At 45.5% G+C, this 23766-nt stretch carries 20 protein-coding genes; 3 read left to right on the forward strand and 17 right to left on the reverse strand.

Annotation, left to right across the window (positions count from 1 at the left end; all coding sequences use genetic code 11):
* Window positions 1-39: 39 nt before the first annotated feature.
* From PR808_RS15340 to PR808_RS15385, 10 genes are all read right to left on the reverse strand, one after another.
* A complete protein-coding gene (locus tag PR808_RS15340) occupies window positions 40-1686 on the reverse strand; it encodes a Na+/H+ antiporter (RefSeq protein WP_206086283.1) in 1647 nt (548 codons plus the stop codon).
* A gap of 266 nt (window positions 1687-1952) precedes the next feature.
* Complete coding sequence (locus tag PR808_RS15345; RefSeq protein ID WP_241016898.1) at window positions 1953-2486, reverse strand: MarR family winged helix-turn-helix transcriptional regulator; 534 nt, start codon at window positions 2484-2486, stop codon at window positions 1953-1955.
* A gap of 79 nt (window positions 2487-2565) precedes the next feature.
* Complete coding sequence (locus PR808_RS15350; protein WP_272516347.1) at window positions 2566-3321, reverse strand: maleate cis-trans isomerase family protein; 756 nt, start codon at window positions 3319-3321, stop codon at window positions 2566-2568.
* Window positions 3321-4349: a carbon-nitrogen hydrolase family protein gene (locus PR808_RS15355; protein WP_272539597.1), complete on the reverse strand. Its 1029-nt coding sequence runs from the start codon at window positions 4347-4349 to the stop codon at window positions 3321-3323. The genes PR808_RS15350 and PR808_RS15355 overlap by 1 nt, the downstream gene beginning before the upstream one ends.
* A gap of 15 nt (window positions 4350-4364) precedes the next feature.
* On the reverse strand, window positions 4365-5276 hold the full coding sequence (locus tag PR808_RS15360; protein WP_272539598.1) for a fumarylacetoacetate hydrolase family protein: 912 nt from the start codon (window positions 5274-5276) through the stop codon (window positions 4365-4367).
* 152 nt (window positions 5277-5428) lie between these two features.
* A complete protein-coding gene (locus PR808_RS15365; RefSeq protein ID WP_206086280.1) occupies window positions 5429-6556 on the reverse strand; it encodes a cupin domain-containing protein in 1128 nt (375 codons plus the stop codon).
* 28 nt (window positions 6557-6584) lie between these two features.
* Window positions 6585-8882 carry a bifunctional salicylyl-CoA 5-hydroxylase/oxidoreductase gene (locus PR808_RS15370; RefSeq protein WP_272539600.1) on the reverse strand — a complete coding sequence of 766 codons (2298 nt, stop codon included), beginning with the start codon at window positions 8880-8882 and terminating at the stop codon, window positions 6585-6587.
* Window positions 8883-8898: 16 nt separating this feature from the next.
* Complete coding sequence (locus PR808_RS15375; RefSeq protein ID WP_272539601.1) at window positions 8899-9321, reverse strand: acyl-CoA thioesterase; 423 nt, start codon at window positions 9319-9321, stop codon at window positions 8899-8901.
* 10 nt (window positions 9322-9331) lie between these two features.
* On the reverse strand, window positions 9332-10846 hold the full coding sequence (locus PR808_RS15380; protein ID WP_272539602.1) for an indolepyruvate oxidoreductase subunit beta family protein: 1515 nt from the start codon (window positions 10844-10846) through the stop codon (window positions 9332-9334).
* 10 nt (window positions 10847-10856) lie between these two features.
* Window positions 10857-13055, reverse strand: a complete 2199-nt coding sequence (locus PR808_RS15385; protein ID WP_206086276.1) for a thiamine pyrophosphate-dependent enzyme — start codon at window positions 13053-13055, stop codon at window positions 10857-10859.
* Window positions 13056-13807: 752 nt separating this feature from the next.
* Here PR808_RS15385 and PR808_RS15390 point away from each other — a divergent pair.
* Entirely contained in the window at window positions 13808-14815 is a 1008-nt protein-coding gene (locus PR808_RS15390) for an AraC family transcriptional regulator (protein WP_206086275.1), read from the forward strand.
* A 570-nt stretch (window positions 14816-15385) separates the two neighbouring features.
* Here the strand turns inward: PR808_RS15390 and PR808_RS15395 are convergent.
* The 7 genes from PR808_RS15395 to soxR all read right to left on the reverse strand — a co-directional run bounded on the left by PR808_RS15395 (window position 15386) and on the right by soxR (window position 22116).
* A complete protein-coding gene (locus tag PR808_RS15395; protein ID WP_241016897.1) occupies window positions 15386-16279 on the reverse strand; it encodes a SphA family protein in 894 nt (297 codons plus the stop codon).
* Window positions 16280-16360: 81 nt separating this feature from the next.
* Window positions 16361-17965, reverse strand: a complete 1605-nt coding sequence (locus PR808_RS15400; protein WP_272516345.1) for a phytoene desaturase family protein — start codon at window positions 17963-17965, stop codon at window positions 16361-16363.
* Between the two features lie 3 nt (window positions 17966-17968).
* A complete protein-coding gene (locus tag PR808_RS15405) occupies window positions 17969-18751 on the reverse strand; it encodes a cyclase family protein (RefSeq protein WP_272539603.1) in 783 nt (260 codons plus the stop codon).
* Between the two features lie 10 nt (window positions 18752-18761).
* Window positions 18762-19304, reverse strand: a complete 543-nt coding sequence (locus PR808_RS15410) for a flavin reductase family protein (RefSeq protein WP_241016896.1) — start codon at window positions 19302-19304, stop codon at window positions 18762-18764.
* A 15-nt stretch (window positions 19305-19319) separates the two neighbouring features.
* On the reverse strand, window positions 19320-20564 hold the full coding sequence (locus PR808_RS15415) for a styrene monooxygenase/indole monooxygenase family protein (RefSeq protein ID WP_272516344.1): 1245 nt from the start codon (window positions 20562-20564) through the stop codon (window positions 19320-19322).
* 32 nt (window positions 20565-20596) lie between these two features.
* Window positions 20597-21382 (reverse strand): SDR family oxidoreductase, encoded by a 786-nt coding sequence (locus tag PR808_RS15420; RefSeq protein WP_206086271.1) that lies wholly within the window; start codon window positions 21380-21382, stop codon window positions 20597-20599.
* Between the two features lie 236 nt (window positions 21383-21618).
* Entirely contained in the window at window positions 21619-22116 is a 498-nt protein-coding gene (gene soxR / locus PR808_RS15425) for a redox-sensitive transcriptional activator SoxR (protein WP_225820685.1), read from the reverse strand.
* A gap of 99 nt (window positions 22117-22215) precedes the next feature.
* On the opposite strand from soxR, the gene PR808_RS15430 reads away from it, so the two are divergent.
* Together PR808_RS15430 and PR808_RS15435 are read left to right on the forward strand one after the other, a co-directional pair.
* Window positions 22216-22644, forward strand: a complete 429-nt coding sequence (locus tag PR808_RS15430; RefSeq protein WP_206086270.1) for a DoxX family protein — start codon at window positions 22216-22218, stop codon at window positions 22642-22644.
* Between the two features lie 12 nt (window positions 22645-22656).
* Window positions 22657-23766: an efflux RND transporter periplasmic adaptor subunit gene (locus tag PR808_RS15435; protein WP_272539604.1), complete on the forward strand. Its 1110-nt coding sequence runs from the start codon at window positions 22657-22659 to the stop codon at window positions 23764-23766.

The raw sequence follows: 23766 nt of genomic DNA on the forward strand, positions 1-23766 counted from the left end.
TCTCAGGCCTGAATAAATTCAGGCCTTTAATTTCATAAACTAGTGTTTACCATTTTTATGGTGATTCAGCGTTTCTTCTTTCAGATCCAATTCATCGCGTAAACGGTGATAAACCCGCTCATTAATGTTTTTATTTTTCCGCATGAGATATAGCGCTTCACGTTTTGCTTTCAATGCAGAGTTAGACATTTGACGTTCCATCTCAATCATTCGATGTAAATCATATACATCAGATTCTGTTTCATCGGTGTTATCGAGTCGTCTGCCATAAATTTCTAACAATTGTGCCCCAACCTCGGTACGCATAGCGATTTCATCCATATCCTCTGAAGGGTGGTTCATTAGCTCACGTAAGTGGGCCATAGCCGCTTCATTTAGCGCTAACCGAGCACGAATTTCATCATTGTCATATGGCAAGTCTTGGACTAAACCTTTTGTTAAAATCGGTAATGCAATACTGGCTATCAATAATGAACACAGGATAACGCCCATTGCCAAGAAAATCGCCACATCACGATTTGGGAATAAAGAACCGTCCGGCATCAATAATGGCAGTGTTAAAATACCTGCCAATGTAATTGCACCTCGTACACCTGCCGTCGCCATAATCGCCATCATACGAATATGCACCACATCCGCTTCTTTACCACGGCGACGGTTATGGAATACGGTCAAGGTCATTGAGATCCAAACCCAACTAAAACGTAAGATTGCCAGCGCCACCGTAATAATTGCAACGTAAACAAATAACATCCAAGGATGGCTTGCCCCTGCGGCGGCCGCAACTTCTGGCATGTTTGTCCACATACCTGGTAATTGCTCACCCAACAAAATAAAGATCATCCCATTCAATGCCGTTTGAACAGTGTCCCAAACGGCTTTACTTTGCATCCGTGTCGCTGCCTGCATACGCCCTGCAATTTTCTCATAGTGCATAGCAATACCCGCAACAACCGCGGCTAAAATACCAGACACATGCAAGTGCTCTGCAAGTAAATAAGCCGTAAACGGCATTAGCAGGCTGATCATGATTTGGATAGCAGGTTCCTCACCTGTACGCTTAACCAAAAATTGGTTTAACCAACCAATTGCCCAAGCGACCACTAAGCCAATTAAAATTCCACCGAATGCAACAAAGACGAATTCTCCCGCCGCTGAAGCAAGGGAAAATGTCCCCGTTAACGCGGCCACTACGGCAAAACTAAAGCAGACTAAACCTGTTGCATCGTTGAGCAGTGACTCGCCTTCCAGTATGTGCGCCATCCTCGATGGTAATGGAGAGTTTACTGTCATCGCAGAAACTGAAACGGGGTCGGTCGGCGACAAAATCGCGGCAAGCGCAAAGGCAACGGCCAATGAAATGGCAGGAATTAACCAATGAATAAAGAACCCCATGCCAATAACAGTAACCACAACAAGGCCTATCGCTAATGACATAATCGGTTTAATTTCTTGGAATAAGGCTTCTTTTGGAATACGCCAGCCATCAAGAAACAGCAATGGTGGAATAAATAAGAAGAGGAATAAATGAGGCTCAAATTCAACCGTAAAACCATACAGAGACAGCCCAGCTCCCAGCGCTATCTGAATAAGGGGTAATGGAATAATATCTTTGAGCAATCGCGAGATAAACACACTCACAATAACCGCAAGTAAAAAAACGAGTACAAGTGTCACAACTGACATTGATTGCTCCATATTTAGCTAATCATTAATTATCAGTAATGAAGTTAATAGATAAATTGAATCAATGTAAAGTAGCAATTAATTAACAGATACAAAAAAAACAAAATTCAGAAATTACCTATCTATCATTAGGTTATCATTTACCCCAATAGTGTCACCAAGTGTGAGAAAGTTACCTATCAACTTGATAATTAACAATAAAAACATCCGTAATACAAAAATCATTCATCTAGGATAAGATAGCTCTCTAAGTTATCATTAATTGATTATTCAATTAAATTTTTAGTGTTATTTTTATTTTTTAATTGTTTTTTGCTGGTTGCTTTTTTCTCAGTGTTTCCTGTCTCACTTACGTTCTCTAAGCTATGGCGCTCAATTAACTCCTGTAAGACTTCTTTAAGCATCTTACTCTTACGCAGACCTAGTGGAGCGAGTACCACCTCTTCATGTTGTTGTGCTTCAACTAATAGCCCATCGACTAATGCCATCCCACTGGAGGTAACACTCACCAATGTAATTCGCTTATCACTCCCACTATGATTATTGTGACGGAGCACATGCCCTTGCTGTTCTAAGCGTTGTAAAACACGAGTAATTGTCGGTTGTTTACTAACTGTTTTTTGCGATAGTTCAGTGATCCCCATCGAGCCATTACCCGCTAATGTTGATAGCACCCGCCACTCCAATACCGATAACCCTTTTTTTTCAACAATTGCATGAAATTCAGATGAAACTAACATCCATGCCTGCCCTAATAGGGCAGGCAAGTAATTATCAACAAAAACCTTTGAGTCTGACATCTGTCCCTCTCGATACGCGCTATGCATAATTGCATTTAATCTAGCCCCTCAAGAGTAGCAGAAGGAGACGATAATTCAGCTAAAACTTTCCACTGAGTAAAGACCCAAATCCATCAGCCCGTGTCTCTAAGCCAAGCTTTTTCAACATCATATAGGTTGTCGCCACCGAAGAAGACAGCACAGGTAAACCCACTCGGTCTTCAATTAATTGCACCGATGGCAATGATGGCATTTGCACGCAAGCCGATGCGACTATCGCATCCACGTTGGAGTTGAGTCTCTTAGTGATTTCCACTGGCGCCAGCGGGTCTTGCCTACCCACTGCTAAGTTATCAGGGATTTCCAACGAAATGCTGTCCACCACTTCAATACCTTCGCTTTCAATATACTCAATCACTAATTGCGTCAACGGCTTCATGTATGGCGTCAAAATAGACACTTTTTTTGCACCAATGGCATGTAGCCCATCCACTAACGCCCCCGCACTGGTCACAATCGGTGCGGGGTGGCCGTTATCCACCGTACGTTGATGTAAACGGCTTTCCGACACGCGGTGGTAACCTTTCCCCATGCTCATGATGGCAACCAAGCAGGCATACCCCAGGACATCCACCGCCGCATCCGATAGCTCAAGAGCGCAGCGGTCGCTGTCAGAATCCATTTGAGCCAGCTCCTCTTTGGTCACTTTTTTCATCCGCATACGACTGGAATGAAAGGTAAAACGCTCCGCAAACTGCGCTTCCCGTGCTCGTAAAATGGCGGGAATTTCCGTTTCCATGGTGGTGTTCGAGGACGGAACAATCTGCCCAATCCGAAATGTGCGTGCCAGACTCATCATTTTTTCTCCCCAAACGGTTCATCGCTATCAGTCATGGGATTTAATTCATCCACACTTTGCCCCTCGCCATAAAAGCGGGCAGCACTCAATGGACGGCGATTTACCTGTAAATCGAAGATATCAAAGCGGTTATAGTGCCCCGTGATATCGTGCATTTGCCGCGGTTGAATACAGCGGTTTAAATCAATATCACCGTACACAATCCCTTCTTTATCAATCAGTGGTTCCCCCACCACACGACCATCGGGGCCGATAATGCCCGAAAATGCACTGTTTGGGCGAGCCAACAAATCACGCGCTTCAGGGTGGCTCGCTGACATCGCATCGATAATCTCCGTCGACACCGTCGAGCAGGAAACGATGGTGAACACTTTTCCCTCAAAACAATGTGCCGACGCACGCAGGCGGATGGCCTCAGCCATGTCATAATCTTTCGGAGCCACAGGCAGTGCAATATAGCTGGCAATGTGCACTAATTCCCCTTGTGCCAATAACGCAAAGCGCGCCAAGGTATTGGTATTTTCCCCGCACGCCAAGGCACCCAGTGGCCCGACGCTGGTTTGGTGCACTTTTAACGAGGACGCATCGCCATTTGCCCATGTCAGTTTTTCCGCCCATGTCGGCACCAATTTGCGGTGACGCCCCAGAATTTTACCCTCATCAGAAATGGTCACTAACGTGTTATACAAGGTAGCAATACCGTGCGGGTTACGCTCATTGACGCCAATCACCACATTGATACGGTGACGTGCCGCAGCTTGAGCGATTTTTTGGATTTCTGGCCCTGGGACTTCAATGGCCGATTTGCACAGTTTTTCAAACCACGGGCTGCCGTCAATCGGGTTCATCACCCAACTCCAATACGGGTAACCCGATATAAACACTTCAGGAAACGCCACTAATTTGGCACCGTTATCCGCCGCCTCTTCAATCAGCCGACAGGCTTTATCCACAGTGGCATTCGTGTCCAAAAACACGGGGGCCGCTTGCACCGCTGCGGCTTTAAATTGCGCTAAGTTCAACATGCTTTGGCTCCTTTTTTACACCGCCACTACAGGATGGCGCAGCTCACCAATGCCTTGTACATATGCCTCAATCACATCCCCTGGCCACACCCACTCTTGCGGTGAGCGCCCTGCCCCCACACCTTCAGGGGTACCCGTGGCAATAATGTCCCCTGGCTCAAGAGTAATCCCCTTGCTGATATCTTCAATTAACGCGTTCACGTTAAACAACATATGACGAGTGTTTGATGATTGCTTGGTCACGCCATTAACTTTTAAGCTTAAGTCCAAGGTGTGTGGGTCTGGAATTTCATCCGCAGTAACAATACATGGGCCAAATGGTGCGTAGGTATCTTGCCCTTTTGAGTAAATCCATTGCCCAGCGCGACGGCAATCACGGGCGCTCATATCAATCATTAGGCTATAACCAAACACATAATTCAGCGCATCTTTCGCTGCCACCCCTTTGGCTCGCGTACCCATAATCACCGCCAGTTCCACTTCCCAATCCAGTTGTTGGGTAATTTGAGCGTTATGTTCAATTGCATCTCCTGGGCCAATCACTGTGGTCGGTGGCTTAGAGAAAATCACGGGCTCTTTAGGAAGCTCTTTCGATGTGTCTAAGGTACGACTGGATTCCGCCACGTGCTCAACATAATTGAGCCCAATACCAAAGATGTTTTTGCGGGGACGTGGGATCGGTGCCAAGATTTTCACGTTTTGCACTGGCCAAGCCGTTCCTGCAGGAAATTTCCCTTGGTAGGTGTTCAGCAACTCGGTCCCCACACGTATCCCTTGCGGGCCTAAATCAATAAAGTCCAGCATGTTATCGGGTAAGTACAGCCCTTGCTCTTCTGCCAAGCACGCCAAGTCGACGACTTGGTGGTCAACAATCGCACCCAAACGGGCCGCAGCAGTGATATCAGAACGGTAAGTAATTAAGCGCATGGTGTTTTCTCCTCAGCATACGGCGTTTAGCCATCTGCCTATTTCAGGTAAAATCGGTTAATCAAATATAAATAAAAAATAAACTAACAAAATCAATTGAATAAATAATTTCATCGAGGTTAGGACGTGAATCTTGCCCCTTACTCCACCACCTAGCCCGTCATTTTTTGATGGCCATCGTTGTCCACTAATGCCTCTTCGTAATACAACCCCAATGACTGCATCACGGGTAAGTCGTTAAAACAGAACAGGCACGCATCATCAGTCTGTGAGGTGTTCACATGCTCATGGAACATCCACGATGGCACACAGAAAATATCCCGTTCTTGCCAATCAAAGCGCTGTCCATTAATAATCGAATACCCCTGGCCTTTCGCCACTTGGTAAATGAAGCTCCCCGTGTGACGATGGGCTTTACCAACAAACCCTGGGCGCAGCAATTGCATACTCGCACCGATGGTGGGCATCACGTGACCACCCGTTACAGGGTTGGTGTAATGCATTAGCACATCATCAAATAGCGAACCGTCGGCCACGTTTGCGGCTCGGCACAGTGCCTCATAGGTTGGCCCCCATTGATATTTAAATAATGGCGAATAGGGTTTATCCCAGCCGATATCGTGTGGGCGTAAGGCAGTACCGCCCCACATCCCCACAGGGTAATCAATAGGGCGCGTGTGTGCTTGGTGTAAGTCTGGATGGACTTTGTAAAAACCCGCTTCCATCGCATTGACCAGCGGAATGTCCAGTCCATCCTGCCAAATGCACGGCAAGCCATCTTCCGCGACACCGTGTTCGTGCCACGTCCCATTCGGGGTTAGCACAAAATCATTCGCTTCAAGCATCATCTTTTGCCCTTCCACGATGGTGTACGCTCCGCGCCCTTCCATAATAAAACGTAGTGCTGAAGAGGAGTGGGCATGGGCAGATGCTGCTTCCCCTGGGTGCATCACTTGCAAGCCAGAGTACAACCAGCCCACGGCTGCCGCCACGTCTTGACGACCTGGGTTATTGAGATAAACCACTCGCCTCCCCGCTTTTTCAGGGGTCACCAGCTCCACTGAGCGCAATACATGTTCACGCAAATCACGGTAACGCCATAACACAGGGACTGACGACGACTGCGGCTGCCATGGCTCAATCTTGTTTGCTACCGTCCACAAGGCCCCCGTTTTCAGGTCGGCTAACTCTTGGTAATACGCCACAAGCTCAGGGGTATCTGCTACATCTGCGCGGCCTGCCACGCTTTCACGGTATTGGTCATGGGATTTCATGTTCATCGGCTCATTCTCCTCATTCACGGGGCGATTAACGCCCGTTGGATTTGACTTGCTGCAACAGCTGTTGACGCCCATATTCATACGGCGCAGGCCACGTGACCTCCCAACCGTGACGGGCACATTCGTGCAGCAGCCACGCAGGGTTCGATAATAACGGGCGTGATAGAGCACAAAGGTCAGCACGCCCCGCGGCAATAATGCTGTTGACTTGGTCAGCATCTGTAATTGCCCCCACCGCTATCACAGGGACTCCCGCCTCATTGCGCACGCGGTCTGCCATCGGTGTTTGGAACATACGCCCGTATACGGGTTTTTGTTCAGGGGACACTTCCCCTGATGAACAATCGATAAGGTCAGCACCCACTTGTTTCATCGCCTTGGCCATCAATACGGCCTCGTCCACGGTGGTACCACCCTCAACCCAATCGGTGGTCGAAATACGTACCGCCAACGGTTTCCCCCACACGTGGCGTACCGCCTGGATCACCGCCAGTGGGAAACGCAGGCGGTTTTCAAGGTTACCCCCGAAGTTATCAGTGCGCTTATTCGTCAGTGGCGATAAGAAGCTCGACAATAAATAGCCGTGCCCTGCTTGTAACTCTAACCAATCAAACCCCGCATGGTCTGCCCGTTTAGCTGCTGCTACAAATTGGTCAATCACCGTCGCCATTTGCGCTTCTGTTAAAGCCGCTGGCGTTTGGGACACGTTCGGTAAATACGGCAAGGCAGAAGCAGATACGAGCGGCCAATTCCCGCTCTGCAATGGGTAGTTTTCCTGCTCCCACCCCCGCTGGGTTGAGCCACGGCGCCCTGCATGCCCCAACTGAATGCCGATTTTGGCCGTACTGTGTTGATGCACAAATTTTGTCACACGTTGCCACGCCACCGCCTGCTCATCATTCCATAACCCTGGGCATCCCAATGTCATACGAGCATCTGGGGCAATAGCCGTCATTTCGGTCATCACTAATCCCACACCACCTAGGGCACGGCTTCCCAAATGCACTGTGTGAAAATCACCCACCACACCATCAGTGGCGCTGTATAACAAAGTCGGCGAGGCCACAACGCGGTTGTTCAACGTAATATCTCGCACCTGAAATGGCGTAAGCATTGGAGGAACATGCCCTGTTGCGCCTGCTTGCGTAGCAAACCACTGCTCATAGTTATCCAGCCACGCCGCATCGCGAACGCGTAAATTTTCATGAGAGATGCGCTGAGAACGTGTTAGCAGTGAGTAGGCAAACTGCTCAGGGGCAAGGTTTTCATAGCGACGAACATTTTCAAACCACTCAGTCGAGTTACGCGCTGCATTTTGAATTTTTAGCACTTCCACGCTGCGTACCGCTTGGTAATGTTCAAGTCCTTTACGCAAATCCCCTTCTGTGGTTTTCAAGCTTTCACACAGTTCAATCGCATCTTCTAAAGCCAGTTTGGTGCCTGACCCAATAGAGAAGTGGGCGGTGTGCGCCGCATCCCCCATCAGCACCACAGGTACGTCTTTACCTGGTGAAGGCTGTGTCCAATGCACCCAGTTATCACAAATCACCCGTGGGAAACGGATCCAAATTGCTGCACCGCGCAAATGCGCTGCATTGGCAATCAATTTCTCCCCATCTAACCACGGGGCAAACAGTTTTTCACAATACGCAATGCCATCTTCTTGGGACATCTGATCGATACCCGCTTTGAGCCATGTTTCTTCGGTGGTTTCAACGATAAAGGTCGATAACCCCTCTTGGAACTGGTACGCGTGAACTTGGAACCAACCGTGTTCATTTTTGGCAAATAGGAAGGTAAAGGCATCGAAAATCTTTTTGGTGCCTAACCAGACAAAGCGGCAACGACGCGGGTCTATGTCGGGCTTAAAGACATTTTCATAGCGGGTACGTACCGCGCTGTTAATCCCGTCAGAGGCAATCAATAAGTCCGCGTTGTACTCACGTGCAATGGCTTGGTCATCCGTTACTTGGGTTTCAAATACCAGCTCCACCCCCAGCTCAAGACAACGATCTTGTAAGATATTCAATAGCTTTTTACGGCCAATCCCAATAAACCCGTGCCCACCGCTGCGATTACAGGCACCATTAAAGTGAATGTCGATATCGTCCCAGTGACTAAACTCTGCAGAAATGGTCTGCGCAGACACAGGGTCAGCGTGACGTAAGTTGTTGAGCGTCGCATCAGAGAACACGACACCCCAACCAAACGTGTCAAACGGGCGATTGCGCTCAACGACCACTACGCGGTTCTGTGGGTTTTGCAGTTTCATCAGTAGCCCAAAGTACAGCCCAGCGGGTCCCCCGCCAATACACACTATATTCATGAAAGTACCCCTTTGTTTATACCGCTGACTGAGCCGTGAGTGCCTGATGCAAGGCCTCTGGAATAGGAATGGCTTGGTGTGTAATCAACGACGTTGTAACGTAGGTTTGTGTCACTTGCATACGCAGCTCCCCCGTCACACTGATACAACGTTGGCGCAGCGTGAGTGACTTGCGCCCAATTCGCTCAACTACCAGCTCTAAGATGACGTCATCCCCCATGCGACTAATGGCTTTAAACTCAGCCTCTAGGTGCACAGTAGGTAACCCGAAACGTTGTTCGAGGATGTATCCAGCAAACCCTTGGGGGATCAGCGCATCAATCCAACGTTCAAGGAGGTTATTGAACATCACGAAATATTGTGGGTAAAACACGATCCCTGCAGGATCACACTCAGAGAAATGGATCTTATAGGGTTTAGTAAATTTCAATAAACTCATGATGTTATCCTTAATCCATAGCCAAACGTTGGCGACATTTCTTTAATTCATGGCCATATTCATCAGCAAGCGCAGCTTCACGTAATTCGCGTAAGCTAATCGGCGCTAATTTGCTACCTTGCCGCGTCACGATGTCCATCAAAACCTGAAAATTACGCAAACCTCTCGCATGAGTATCGCTATACCCTTTTACTACCCGCTGGCATTGCGCAATTTCAGTTGCCAAAGCGGGGTTTGTCCGTGCGGCATCAACCACTGCTGCGAGCCATTTTTCAATTCGCTGATTTTCTAATTGATAGCGTAAAGTTGAGCGTCTGCCTTTTCTCCAAGCGGCGAGCACATATAACTGTAAAAACCCCCACAAAGAACTGGTAGTGATTGTTCGCCCTCGTTGCGTAAGTTTGCGAAGCGCTTTGTGAAACCAATGTGGCTTCATCAACCAATTACCTAAATTCTTGGGAAGCGTTTCGCAAATCTCTTCAATACGTGGATGCATAAATTCATTGATATCCAATAATTGGTCATCTTTAGCGTGAACTTCATTACGTACTCGAGTGAATCGGCTATCACGAATTTTGAGGTCAGCCACGCGAATGGTGTCTTCATAAGACATCCATAATGCTAAGTGGCGAACAAGTGCTCGTTGTAAACGCTCATCTTGGCCACCTTCTTGCGCAAATAGGTTGTTAAGGCGGTCTAAATACAACGCAGCATAAGCAGGGTCTTGGTAATCAATTAACCGGCGAACACCTTCTGTCACTAAATAATGAACATGAGGAGCAAATTCATGATCAATACGCGCTAATAGCGCAGAAATTTGTTTATTTTTAGGGGGTAACGAAACTGTTTGAGCTGATTGAGCTTGGTATGCCTCTTCGGGTTGCGCGGCTTTTTCAGCACCAAGCGCAAATGCACGCAGGCTGGGTTTTACCCCGACACCACCGCGCACGATGGTTTCTTCAAATTGTGTGCGGCTAAAAGGTAAAACGCCTGAACCAAATAAAGCGCCAAATAATACTGCGCTGATCACGCTACCGCTTTCTTGAGCGGCTTGCGCCATATCAAAGTGAATGAATTGACGAGCTGCAAGCCCCGCGTGGCGGATCAATGCTTGGCTATCAACCCGACCGTCACCCATGGCTGATTTCTCTGCAATAGAGTAAACACGGTGTGTAGAGCTAATTAACGTCGTGCGTTCTGGCGTAACAAAACCACGTTGAACAGAGCGACCGGCCTCCATAAGTTCAGAGGCAAGGACAACATCCACATCGCCTGGCATTGGCATCAATGCCAAAACAGGTGCTGGCGTTTCTGGATTATCCGCGCCAGGAAACAATTCAACGTAATAAATCGTTGCTCCTGTACGTTGAGCAACGCCTGGTACAGAGGTGGTTTGTGCAAAATAACCGTTTTCTTCGCCTAAATTAACAATCCAGTCCGCGAGGACGCCGCCGCCCTCACCCCCCATGGCTAAAATGGCGATTTTAATGGGCTGTAATGCGATTGATGATGGAGATGAAAGCATTTATTCCCCCTTAGAAACTGAGTTCTTCACGACGACGTGCATCACGACGTTGTAAATAGCCAATAAACCAACCGCGGACACGGTGGCGTAATTTGTCCCAGCGATTTGGATTGGTAATAATTTGTGCTTTAAAAAACGAAGGGCATAGAACGGCAGCGTGTGAAACCTCGCCGCATAAACCACATCCCACACAACTGTCCATCACTGTCGCCACAGGATCTGTTCTTAATGGATCTGGATTTGGTTTTATCGATAACGATGGGCAACCCGAAAGGCGAATACAGGAGTGGTCCCCCGTACAGGTGTCAGGGTCAACACCAAAGCGCTCACGGACAACGCGTTTTCCTGCAGCAACATCACTACGAACTTTTTTCTTTTCGCGACGCTGTAGATTTAACATGCATTCACTTTGCGCAATCAGTACTTTAGGGCCTTTCTCATCGGTAGTCAGTGCTTCACGCAATGTATTAGTCATTGTTTTTAAGTCATAAGTGCGCTTGATGGTTTTCACCCAATTCACACCAACCCCTTTAACTGCTTTTTCGATTTCATGGCCTGTGCTGCGGGTTGGGTTAAGTGCTGTTGATGACAAGATGTCTTGCCCACCTGTTGCTGATGTATAACTGTTATCAATAACAATGGTTAAGTTATCACTACGGTTAAATACGCTATTAGCGATACCACTGGTTAAGCCGTTATGCCAAAAACCGCCATCCCCCATGACTGAAATCGCGCGTTTCCCTGCTTTGGCATTTAATGCCGCTGCTCCTGCACCACCCAAGCCATACCCCATTGTTGTATTACCGAGGTTGAATGGTGGAAGAATAGAGAATAAATGGCAGCCGATATCAGCACTGACATGGTGCTCGCCAAGTTCACGCTCAACCAGTTTCATTGCTGTAAAAATAGGTCTTTCAGGGCAACCTGTACAAAACCCTGGTGGGCGCGCATGCACAGTGTCATCGAGTGTTGGCTCTGCTGCATTGACATATTCAGGCAATAATTCTTCGGTTTGCCCAGCAGCAATGTTAATTGTTGGAATACGAATTTGTTTCGCAGCCGCTTTGACTTGAGGTTCTATTTTTCCGTATCGTTCAAAAAAAGAACGCAGACCTGCAAGTACCGTCGCGGTGTTATACTCTCCCGCCATTGGCAGCATATCTTTACCATGTAATTCAATATCGATGTTTCGCTGACGTAAAATGCTAGCAACATTCTGCTCAACAAAATTCGGTTGTCCTTCTTCCAACACTAAAATCGCTTTTTTATTACGACAAAAACGTTCAAACTCTTCATCAATTAATGGGTAAGCAACATTCATGACATATAATGGAATTTTGCTATTACCAAACACATCGGCTAAACCAATTTGGTTGAGCGCGCGGATCAATGTGTTATAGCACCCCCCTTGTAACGCGATGCCAACATCATCAGCATCCTCAGCAAAAAACTCATTTAATTCACGTTGTTGAATAAACTTAACAGCTGCTGGCCAACGTGCTTCGATTTTCTCTTTTTCATGCAAAAAGCTCGCAGGAGGCAACACAATGCGGCTCACATCGCGAGTTGGGTTTTCAAGTGCATCTTTAACTGTAAATTTTGGATGTTGGTTATCTGCACAAACAAATTGCCCATGCACATGACATGAACGAATACGCATTTGCAGCATAACGGGTGTATTACTGGCCTCAGATAAATCAAAACCATCTTTAACAGCTTGAACAATCGAAGGTAAATTTGGACGAGGGTCAAGTAACCACATTTGTGATTTCATCGCAAATGCATGACTGCGCTCCTGCATAATTGAGGAACCTTCGCCATAATCTTCCCCAACAATAATCAGTGCGCCACCTAATACACCGCCTGACGCAAGGTTTGCCAGAGCATCGGAAGCAACGTTTGTTCCAACAGTTGCTTTAAATGTTACCGCGCCGCGCAAAGGATAATTAACAGAAGCCGCTAACGTTGCAGCAGCAGTCGCTTCGCTTGCACTATTTTCGAAACGAATACCATATTCAGACAGAATATCCTGTGCATCTGCCAGAACATCCATGAGATGTGAAATTGGCGCCCCCTGATACCCTGCAACATAGGAAACACCAGATTCTAATAAGGCTTTTGTCACTGCAAGAATGCCTTCACCACTGAAAACATCACCTTGCCCTTGTCGTAACTTTTGAACTTCTTGAACAAACGAGCGCTCAGCCATTTTAACCTCACCAGTCAACGTCAGAACGTTTTTTATCTTTTTTGTGTTTCTTAGTTGTATCTCTTTTGTTAATTAAAGGTCAATCCATGATTAATCATGTAAATTGAATTTATGCAGAGAGTGGATAAGCCCTGCAGATAAGGGACAGATCACCTTTAAAAACAAGAGAAAAAGAGAGATTTACGACAAGAAATAGCCCATAAAGAAGAACAAAAGATAATGTATAAAAAAGGCGTTAAATCATTAAGTAACAGTCAATTACCCCTACAATAAAAAAGGTTTTGGCATTTTAAACCACTAAAAAATTGATTTTCAGATAATGAAACCAATAAAAAGTTAAATTAAAATACAAATAGAACGAACAATATGATTAATCATGTATATTTTACTAAAACAAAATAAAAATAACTTTATTTTTTATATTGTTATGGCTATCACAATAACCACACTGTTTCTGATTTCTTGCACTTTCTGGATAGTTTTTGCACATATTTAGCTAGGTAAGAAAAATTGTTTATGATATGTTCAACTGACAATTGGTTAAAAATATTTTAACGAAATGTTAATAACAAAAAGGTTAATCATCATAATAAATAAAATAAAGTATGTTGAATAAAAAACCTAAAGCACTTTTGCCTTAAATAAAGTAATTAATTGAATTCATTGAGAAAACCTATAATAAGCAAAAATAGCCAAGCCACTACTTAAGTCAGTCAATGGGGGGTTGGCGACTCATTTTGGAGGTACCTTCGATGTTGAGCAACTCGTGGTCCCATTCATCTGCGCCTCAGATTGAAAATCAGATCTGTTCGTCAGAACGTTTGTTATTTACATCTGCTGATCCTGAAGAAATAAAATCAATGGTGGGTCGAGTGATGAAACCGCACCAATTTCATCAACTCAATCCCCATCAACGCCTTGATGCACGTATGCATTATATTCCTATGGGTGATATTTCCTTAAGCCGCTTACGCTATGGTGCGGATGTGACAATTGCACCAGGAAAATTAGAGGATTTTTTTCTTTTACAAATGCCACTTGCAGGCAGTGCTATCATTGAAAGTGGTGGAAAACGTCTAGAATCTACACCGCAAATGGCTTCTTTATTAAGCCCTGAAGAGTCAACAACCATGCGTTGGAATAGTGATAACGACCAATGCATGTTAAGAATTTCTCGATCATTATTAGAGAGATCATTAGTAGGCCAACTTGGCCATACGCTGGATAAACCACTCGTGTTTGAATTAGGCTTTGCATGGCAATCTTGTATTGAATGGCGCACGTTGATGAATTACCTGATTGAATGCGCTACAAGAACCCCTGATCTTCTGCAACATAAGTTAATTGCCACGCAAGTGGAGCAATTAGTCTCTGTCACGCTACTTTCTACGCACGCCCATAACTATACTGAAGATTCGGGCTTACGCCGAGCGACAATCCGTCCCCGTCATGTTCGCCGCGTGCAGGAATACTTAGAAGCTCATGCCCATGAGCCAATTACAGTGGAGCAATTAGCACATATTGCAGGTGTCAGTTTACGTAGCTTATATGCAGGGTTTAAAGAGTTTTTAGATATTAGCCCCATGCAATATTTACGTGATTTGCGTATGGAGCGCGTACGTGCAGAATTGTTATCAGGTGAAGCCACCAATGTCACTGGGGTTGCACTGCGTTGGGGATTTGCACATATGGGCCGTTTTAGTGCTGAATATAAACAACGCTATGGTGAATCACCAAGTCAAAGTATAAAAAAAGCTTAATAACAATAATTATTATATTTATTAAGCTATTGTATATAATATGATATTAAAATATAAGAAAAAAAACCCCTCTTTACTCTAAAGTATAGAGGGGTATCTAATATAGAGACAAAAATGAAAAATACGTTATTCAGATTTTCAATTAATTTTTAACTCACACATAAAAATTCAAAAATAAGACCATAAAGCATTCATATAAATTTTTACGTTAAAGCAAAAATGTTATATTTTTAAATGATTAAAATACTAAAAAATAAATAAAAATCAATACAATAAGAATATCTTAATATAGAAATTTAATGCTAGTTTATATTACAACTAAAAACCGAGCGAAATAATATACACTTAAAAAATCAAGTCAACTCTATTTTCAATATTAAGGGTAAATTAGTTAATTTAACTTACACCAATAAAATGGAAGTTAAAATCCATTAAACCTTCATTTAAATATAAAGATACATTTTTATCTTTTTATTCACAAAGAATATCATTTATATATTTACAGTATAAATAAAAAAGCACAGCATGGTTTTTATTATGCTGTGCATTCAAATCAATGAAATTAAATAGTTAGAAAGGAATAGAGGCTTTTAAATAAATTTGAGAACCTTCTGGGCGGTTTCTGACTTCAAAATCTTTTTCCCATTTAGCAGTAAACAACCAGCCTTGTGGATTCGCGTAGCGAATTGAAGGGCCGATGGAGTAAGCACGCGCTTTTCCTTGGGCCGAATTCGGGCCACTGTCATCTGTTGTTTGCCAAAAAGCATAGCCGCCAATCCCTGCTACCCACCCATTACCAAATCCCCAACCTAAACCATAATCTGCATGAAAGGCTTGCCCTGAGCGAGTTTTCGTATCGTTATTGCGAAAATTGAAGTCATACATCATTTTTAAATCCGCATTCACGCCCACAGGGGGAATATAGCTAATTGCCCACACGGGTTGTAACGCCCAATAATTTTTACCTAAACTAGAAGGGTCTGTTTTACTGTATTTTCCTGTCGGTGCATAGGCATCTAACCCAACCACATAATGTAAATCTGCCGAAGGGTGGAAGCCCAGTGCAGGTCCAAACGTTACATCGCCTAGCCCACGACTCGTCTCTTTTTTACCTGCCGCTTTTGCAGTCACATCCAATAATGGCACGATGGTATGGAAGGCTAAGTCACCACCCAGTATTTTTTGATCCGTTACCCAAATTAAGCGAGGAGCCAATACATTCACATTCACGCTAAAACCTGGCACAGGAATTTTATCCCCTTTATTATCGCGAATACTGTCATAATGGGCATTTCCACCATACATCAGCACATGTACACCTTGCGGAGGTAATGCACCTGACATAAAGTTTTCGAGACCATCGGGATAGATCCCTAGCCCACCCCCTTCCGTCGCGAGGGTACCAAACGAAAGTATGCTGAGACACGAACCTGCAACAAGCTGACTGATTATTTTTTTATTCATCATGTTTCCTGCCATAGTGGGTTTTCTTACTGTGTGTGCTTTGCCTGTTATCTCGCAGTTCCCTTGCGTTTTATTTATGTCCTATTTTTTCGTCAATTTTTGCGCTACAAGGTAACCTGAACCACCGCTAAGGCCAGGCCCTGGATGTGTTGATGCGCCAATATGAAAAAGGTTTTTAACTGCTGTTTTGTGTGTTTTTGTTTGACCTGATGCTGCAAAAGGCCGTAACCAGAAAAATTGGTCGGGGGAACAAGTACCTGAATAGGGATCGCCACCGACAAGATTGCAGTTATAACTTTCTAAATCTGCAGGAGAAATTGCGTGGCGCCCCACGATCAACGAAGAAAAACCAGGCATGACTAACTCTAAACGTTGCTGAATTCTATCCGCGACCGCCTCTCGTACGTCTTCATCCCACCGCCCATCTTCAGGGATGCGAATTTCTCCTGCGGAATCACCTTTTAGGCGCCTTGGCAATTCTTGCATTTGGATCCATAAAATCCATCCGCCATCTGGCGCACGGCTGGGATCTAACGTAGTAGGTTGACCAATGCCAAACGTTGGTTTTTCAGGTAGATAGCCATTGTTCGCTTGAGTTACGGATAAACAAACCTGTTCCATACTTTCGGTGAAATGAACGAGTGGAACATTTAATAATTCGGGATTGCACCAAGGTGGTGGCGCACTTAATGCAAAATGAATTTGCATACCTGCACGGCCATAGCGGTAGCCTTTTGCCCTTTCCATCACCTGAGGCGATACATTATCGAGTAATGAGCCATATAGCTGCGTTGGGGTCACGTTGCACACCACACTTTCGGTAGTATTAATCATTTGCCCATTAACGATAACGCCTGTTGCGCGGCTATTTTTCCCCTCACCTTGAGTCACTATTTTCTCAACGTGCATTCCCGTCTTAAGCTCGCCACCATGGGCTTCAATCACTTTCGCAAATGCCTCAACGATGCGATAACTGCCGCCTTTGACGACAGGCATCCCACCAGCAACAACGGCAGCGAAGGTTAATTTACCAATTAGCGCCGAACTCGCTTCATCAGGCCCTAACCCTGTGTGAAGTACCCATGGCGCCATCAATGCGCGGCTAAAATCGTGCTGTAATTCACGTTCTGACCAACGACGAAAGCTTTCCACACCTGATTTAGCAAAATCCAACAACCCATCGACACCCCGTTTACGCCATTCAGAAAACAACAGCTTTAACATACCGCCGCTATAAGGGTTTTGCCCTAATAAACCAAATGTGAGCGCCGCATCTTGGGTGAATAATTTGTCTGCCATTTTACGAAATGCTAGCCCATCACCAGGCGCAATGAGATCGAGCTGTTTCGCGGCCTCAGCAACATCCCGCTTCAGTGCAATAGACTTCCCATCGGGTTGGACTAACCCTGTTGAATAGTCGCATTGGGCAAACTCTAATCCATACTTTTTCAGATGGGGTTCTAATTCTTGATAGCCGGGGCTACCAACAAACAGTGAATACCAACAAGAAAGCAGATCATGGGTATACCCTTCAAATAAATTTTCAGTCCGAATACAACCGCCTAAGCGATCGTTTCGTTCTAACACCAACACCGATTTTCCGCGCACCGCCAGCAAAGCCGCGCACATCAAGGAATTCATCCCGCTACCAACGACGATCACTTGTGGGTTAGAAAGTGTTGCCATACCTCACCCCACTAGTGCCAAGACGCGTAATGGGCTACCTGATCCCCCTTCGATTTTCAGCGGAGCCGCAACAATTACTACGCCTGTTGGCGGTAATTTATCGAGGTTTTTCAAGCACTGTAGGCCATATTTATTGTTGCCATGCATTAAGGTGTGGCATGGGTAAGGTACAGGCCAACTGTAGGACTGCCCTGCATCAGTATTGATGGTCTCAACACCAAACCCTTTTACGTCACGCTCGTGAATGAGCCATTCAACCGCTTCTTGGGAAGGCCCTGGTGTGTGAGCCCCATCTTCACGCATACTCACATAAGCCGCAGGATCATCCGCTTTTTTCGACCAATCCGTTCTAAAAAGTACCCAAGCCGCTTTGGGAATTTTGCCATGCTTTTCTTCCCATTTTTGCAAAAACTCGACCGTTAACACCCAGTCTGAATTTTCAGCCACTTCTTTGCTTGCATCAACCACCACGGCAGGGGCAACAAAATTTTCAACAGGGATGGTATCGACCGTGTTATTCACTTGGTCTTTACCACTGATCCAGTGAATAGGTGCATCAAAGTGCGTGCCAGTATGTTCGCCACAACTAAAGTTATTCCAATACCAAGCAGGGCCATTATCATCGTAACGGGAGATTTGCTCCATACTGAACGACCACACCTGCCCAAACTGCTCAGGTAATTGCAGTGCAGGGAATGATGGCGATAAGGTTTGTGTTAGATCGACAACCTGAATATTGCCTTGCTGTAATTCTTTAGCGAATGTCATCAATGCTTGCTGATTCATGGTGTTTCTCCTACGCCAATGGCGATTCATGTAAAGCGGTAAAGCCACCGCCGTGGAAAACTAACGGCTTACCCGTTTCACTACCGATACGGCGCACATGCCCCACCATCAATAAATGGTCACCTAGAGTGTCTTGCTTGTGGTTTTCACAAACCAGCGTCGCAATCGCGCCGTGCAAAGCAGGCACGCCTTCAGGGGTCAGATGGATAGCCACCTCTTCAAACTTGTTTTCAATGCGTGGATTCGCAAAGCGCATAGCAAGTTCTTGGTGCCCGTGGCCTAAGATATTGATGGTGAAATGTGAGCAATCACGAAATACCGCTAAGTTTGGTGAATGATTCACTAAGCTCCATAAAACTAATGGTGGGTCGAGTGATAACGACGCAAATGAGTTAATGGTTAGCCCCACATCACGGCCATCTGCGGTTCGTGTTGTCACGATTGCGACCCCTGTTGGGTAGCACCCGAGCAAGTTGCGCAAGGTTTTCGACTCAAATTCGGTATGACCCCATTCCCTTTCGCACATAAATGTATCCTCTGCAATCATAGACATAGCCAATCCTCCCCGTTAAGCGCGGGCTTCTTCCATCATTTGTGATTGAATGTAGGCCTCACATGCCGCCCCATCTTTCCACCAAGGGAACAGAACTGGCGGGTAGTTAAAAGCATTTGCAATAGTGTGTGCGAGGGATGGTAATTGCTGGGCAGCACCTAACAGATGCAAAATATGTGGCTCTGGTGGCGCTAATAATGAGTTTGTCCACTCCACAACATGGCGACCATATTTCCAGAACTGTTCGAAGGTGTCGTTCATCCACTGTGCAGTATAGGGCTTATCACCGTGCGCTAAGATCGCGTCATAGTAGACTTTACAAGCCTTAGTCGCGTTATTCGAGCCTTGGCCTGTTAATGGATCGTTCGTCACTAACGCATCCCCTAAACCAAACACAATCTTACCCGATGGCAACGTTAATACAGGCTTGCGCACCGTCGGTGCAAAGCGCCCAGCTAAGATGCCGTTATCATCCGTCAATTCGATATTACGACAGCGATCGGCTTCCCAAGGTAAATAGGTGTTAAGGATTTTTTTACTGTACGCCAAATGTTCTTGCGGTGTACGCGCCTCACCCCACTGATCCATTGGGCCACCAGGGATACCTTCAAAGACCATAATGTGGCAATCACCGCTATTGGTCAGGGATGGAAACACAAAGTACTCACCAACACCAGGGATCAAGTTAAACGACACTTGAGAGTATTCAGACGTTGGCAACATGCCGTGCACATAAGTGAGTGCCAAGGCACGTTGGGGTTTATCATATGGCGAGCGCGTTTCATCACGTTCAAGCAGTTTAACAATTTCCCCTTTTCCCCCCGCCAACACAACGAGGTCATGGGTTTCTGCCAAACGCTCCAGCTCTGCAACGCCAACATCTTCAATACGTAAATTGCCGCCACGTGCTGCAAACAACTCCATCCAATAAGGCATTTTAATACGCTGATCGACGGCTTGTGCATAGTTGTCTAAGCGCGAGCGCCAAGAAATGGCTTTTTCACCTGTTTTTTCAGGATGAGGAACAGTAAAACCGATGCCTTCAACAGGAGGGCATTTGTCTTCCCAAAAGTTAATCCCCAAATCACGCTCAAATTGCAGCGAAATATCAAACATGCATTGGCTCGACATCACACGGCCATTTTTAACATCCTCTGGTGTGCGGTTTGTCGCAACAGTAACGAAATAGCCTTTATCTAACAAACCTAAAGCCAACGGCATCCCCGCTTGACCACCACCTACGATAGCAATACGACGCATAGTATTTTCCTCAGCAAAGTTTAAATGGTGTCTTATTGTGCAAGACGGGGAATTGCAGGTTTAGCCTGTTCAGGGCCCATAGCGGAGTAACCGCCATCAACGGCGTAATCTGCGCCAGTCACGAAACTCGCCAGATCAGAAAGTAGGAACGCAACAACTTGAGCCACCTCTTCAGGGTCACCCACGCGTTTTAATAAGTGATAATCCGCCGCAACACGGTCGGTTTTTTTGCGGTCGCCCCCCGTAATTTCATCCATCACACGGGACCATGTCCAGCCAGGGGAAACCGAATTCACACGAATACCGTTATCGGCATAATCCATCGCTTGGCTGCGAGTCACTTCCAGCATCGTTGCTTTTGATGCGGGGTAGAGCCAACGGCCTGTTTGAGCAACAGAAGACGAAATACTGGTAAAGTTGACGATGGCACCTTTACCTGCTTTCACAAAGTGTGCTTTGGCAAATTGCGCCGCCATAACGGCACTGACCACATTGATATTTAATGCAGTTAACCAATCTTGTCGTGAAGATAGCTGGCCTTCGTCAAGATAAGTCGCGGCCAGATTAACCAAAAAATCGAGTTGCCCATACTTTTGAGCAACACGATCAATGCCCTGTTTAAGTTGTTGATCGTCAGTGATATCCACAGGCAAGAAATCAATATTTGGCTCACTTTGTGCGACTTTTTCACCATTGACTGCGTCAATATCAAAAATAGTGACTTTAACACCATAACTGCTCAGCACTTTTGCCACTGTTGCGCCAATTTTGGTCGCGCCCCCAGTCACAATTGCAATTTTGCTATTCAAACCTTTCATCGTTGACGCCCTCTTTTCGCTCTCATCTTATTACAATGAATTTACAAAAAATTAACATAACTAATAATTACGCAGAATGAGCGAAAAGCTGTAGCCGCTGGGCGCAAAAAATATCCACCCAGTGCGGCAATTTAGTCAACAAAGCGATGATATATGAGGGGAAATAGCCACTTTTCGCAGCAGCTATCCAAAAAATGAAAAGTGTGATTAATAGCAGGACATAATTCTATCGTTATTTAAGGTCGCTCTAAAATACGTGCGCCAGGGCCTCTTTTCCCTAATACGTCATCAGGGTTACGCAACGGGCAATCACTTAATGATAAACAACCACAACCAATGCAATTATCCAATTCATTACGTAAACGCGTGAGCTGCCGAATACGTTTATCCAACGAAACACGCCATTGTGTGGACATTTCTTTCCACTGCTCCGACGTAAGTGCACTATTTGCAGGAAAACGGCCTAATGCATCCTGTATTTCTTGCAATGGAATACCTGTGCTTTGCGCAACTTTAATAATGGCAATATAGCGCAATACGACTGAATGGAATCGCCGTTGGTTGCCGTGTGTTCGAGTACTTTGTATTAATCCTTTTGATTCATAAAAATGCACAGTAGAAACAGGAACACCTGAACGTTTAGCGACCTCACCAACCGTTAGTGCCCTTGTAGGATCGATGTTTATTCCGCCATTTTTTTGGGGTTTTATCGCTTTCGTGTCTTTACTTGCCATTTTTGCTTACCTTTGCTTGACCTCAACTTAACTTAAGGTTTTATAGTGCGACCCTGTGACTTTGTCAATTGACGTTATTTTTTGAAAGGGGATAGGTTCATGCCATTGGTTATCACCAAAATGTTAGAAAGCAATAGCTTATGGTTTATTGCTCGCTTACTTGTCTTGGTTTTATTTATTTCATCAGGGTTAGCCAAAGTACTTAACTATGAAAGTAGTCTCGCTGAAATGCGTGCTGCTGGTCTGCATCCAGACTGGTTCTTCAATATAGCCTCTGCCGCTGTGATGCTGATTGGCTCAGTTTTCGTATTACTTAACCGTTTGTTATGGCTTGCAACAGGGGCACTTGCCACCTTTTTGTTCCTCACCATTGTGATTGTGCACACTTTTTGGAGTTACACGGGAGAACAAGCACAAATCGCCATGTTTTGGGCTATTGAACATATTGCTGTCATTGGTGGGTTAATTGCCATCGCGATTGCAGGGCATTTTCGAGGTCTTTATTTCTCGCTGAAAATGCAGAAATAGAAGGAAAATTAAATGAGTAAAAAAACAATAATCACACTATGTACTATTTTAATCGCAGCAGGGGGCGGTAGCGCCATTTATTCCACCTACGCACAAAATGAGGGCGACGAAAAAGCGGCATACCAATACCCGCCAACCAAGGTTGCACTCGCTACGGTCACTCTAGATACGGCACCACGAACGTTTTATGGTGTGGGAGAATTAGAGGCTGGCAGCCAAGTGCAAGTTGCGGCAGAAACGAATGGCCGAATTACTAAAATAACCTTTGAATCTGGACAACAAGTCAAAAAAGGCCAAGTTTTAGTGCAACTCAATGATGCCGTAGAGCAAGCGGATTTATCTCGCTATCAAGCACAGATGCGTAATGCAGCACGCTTATATCAAAGAACCAGTTCGTTATCTGCGCAACATTTAGTAGCTGAAGCCCAAGTGGATAGTACTCGAGCAGAGCGCGATATTGCTCAAGGGCTCATTCGTCAAACTCAAGCGTTAATTGCGCAAAAAACCATTCGTGCACCTTTTGATGGCACGATTGGTATTCGTCAAGTGCATGAAGGACAGTATCTAACACCTGGTGAAACCATCGCAAGTTTGGTTGATACCAAAACGTTAAAGCTGAATTTTTCATTAGACGAGCAAGCATCCCCTGAATTACATCAAGGGCAAGTGGTTGATGTTACGGTAGACGCCTACCCAAATAAAACCTTCCCTGCTCGCATTACTGCGATTGATCCTCTCATTGGTAAATCACGCACTATTGCGCTACAAGCGACATTAGAAAATAGCGATGGCACGCTCAAAGCGGGTATGTACGCCAACGTGAATGTGGTTCGCCAAGCCAATAATCAGGTACTTACTATCCCAGAAACAGCTGTCACTTATACCGCTTACGGGGATACAGTCTTTATTACAGAGGGTGAAGGTGATGCCATGACGGTCAAACGCGTTTCCGTCAAAACAGGCCAACGTTGGGATGGCAAAATTGAAGTTGAACATGGGTTAAGCACTAACGATAAAGTGGTCACATCAGGCCAATTACGCCTCAATAATGGTTCTGCAGTTACGCCAGTTGCGCAAGATACCTTGTCTGAACCCACCGCACACACTCAGCAAGGTTCATAA

The organism is Providencia sp. PROV197 (genome assembly GCF_028479625.1).
Taxonomy (GTDB): domain Bacteria; phylum Pseudomonadota; class Gammaproteobacteria; order Enterobacterales; family Enterobacteriaceae; genus Providencia; species Providencia vermicola.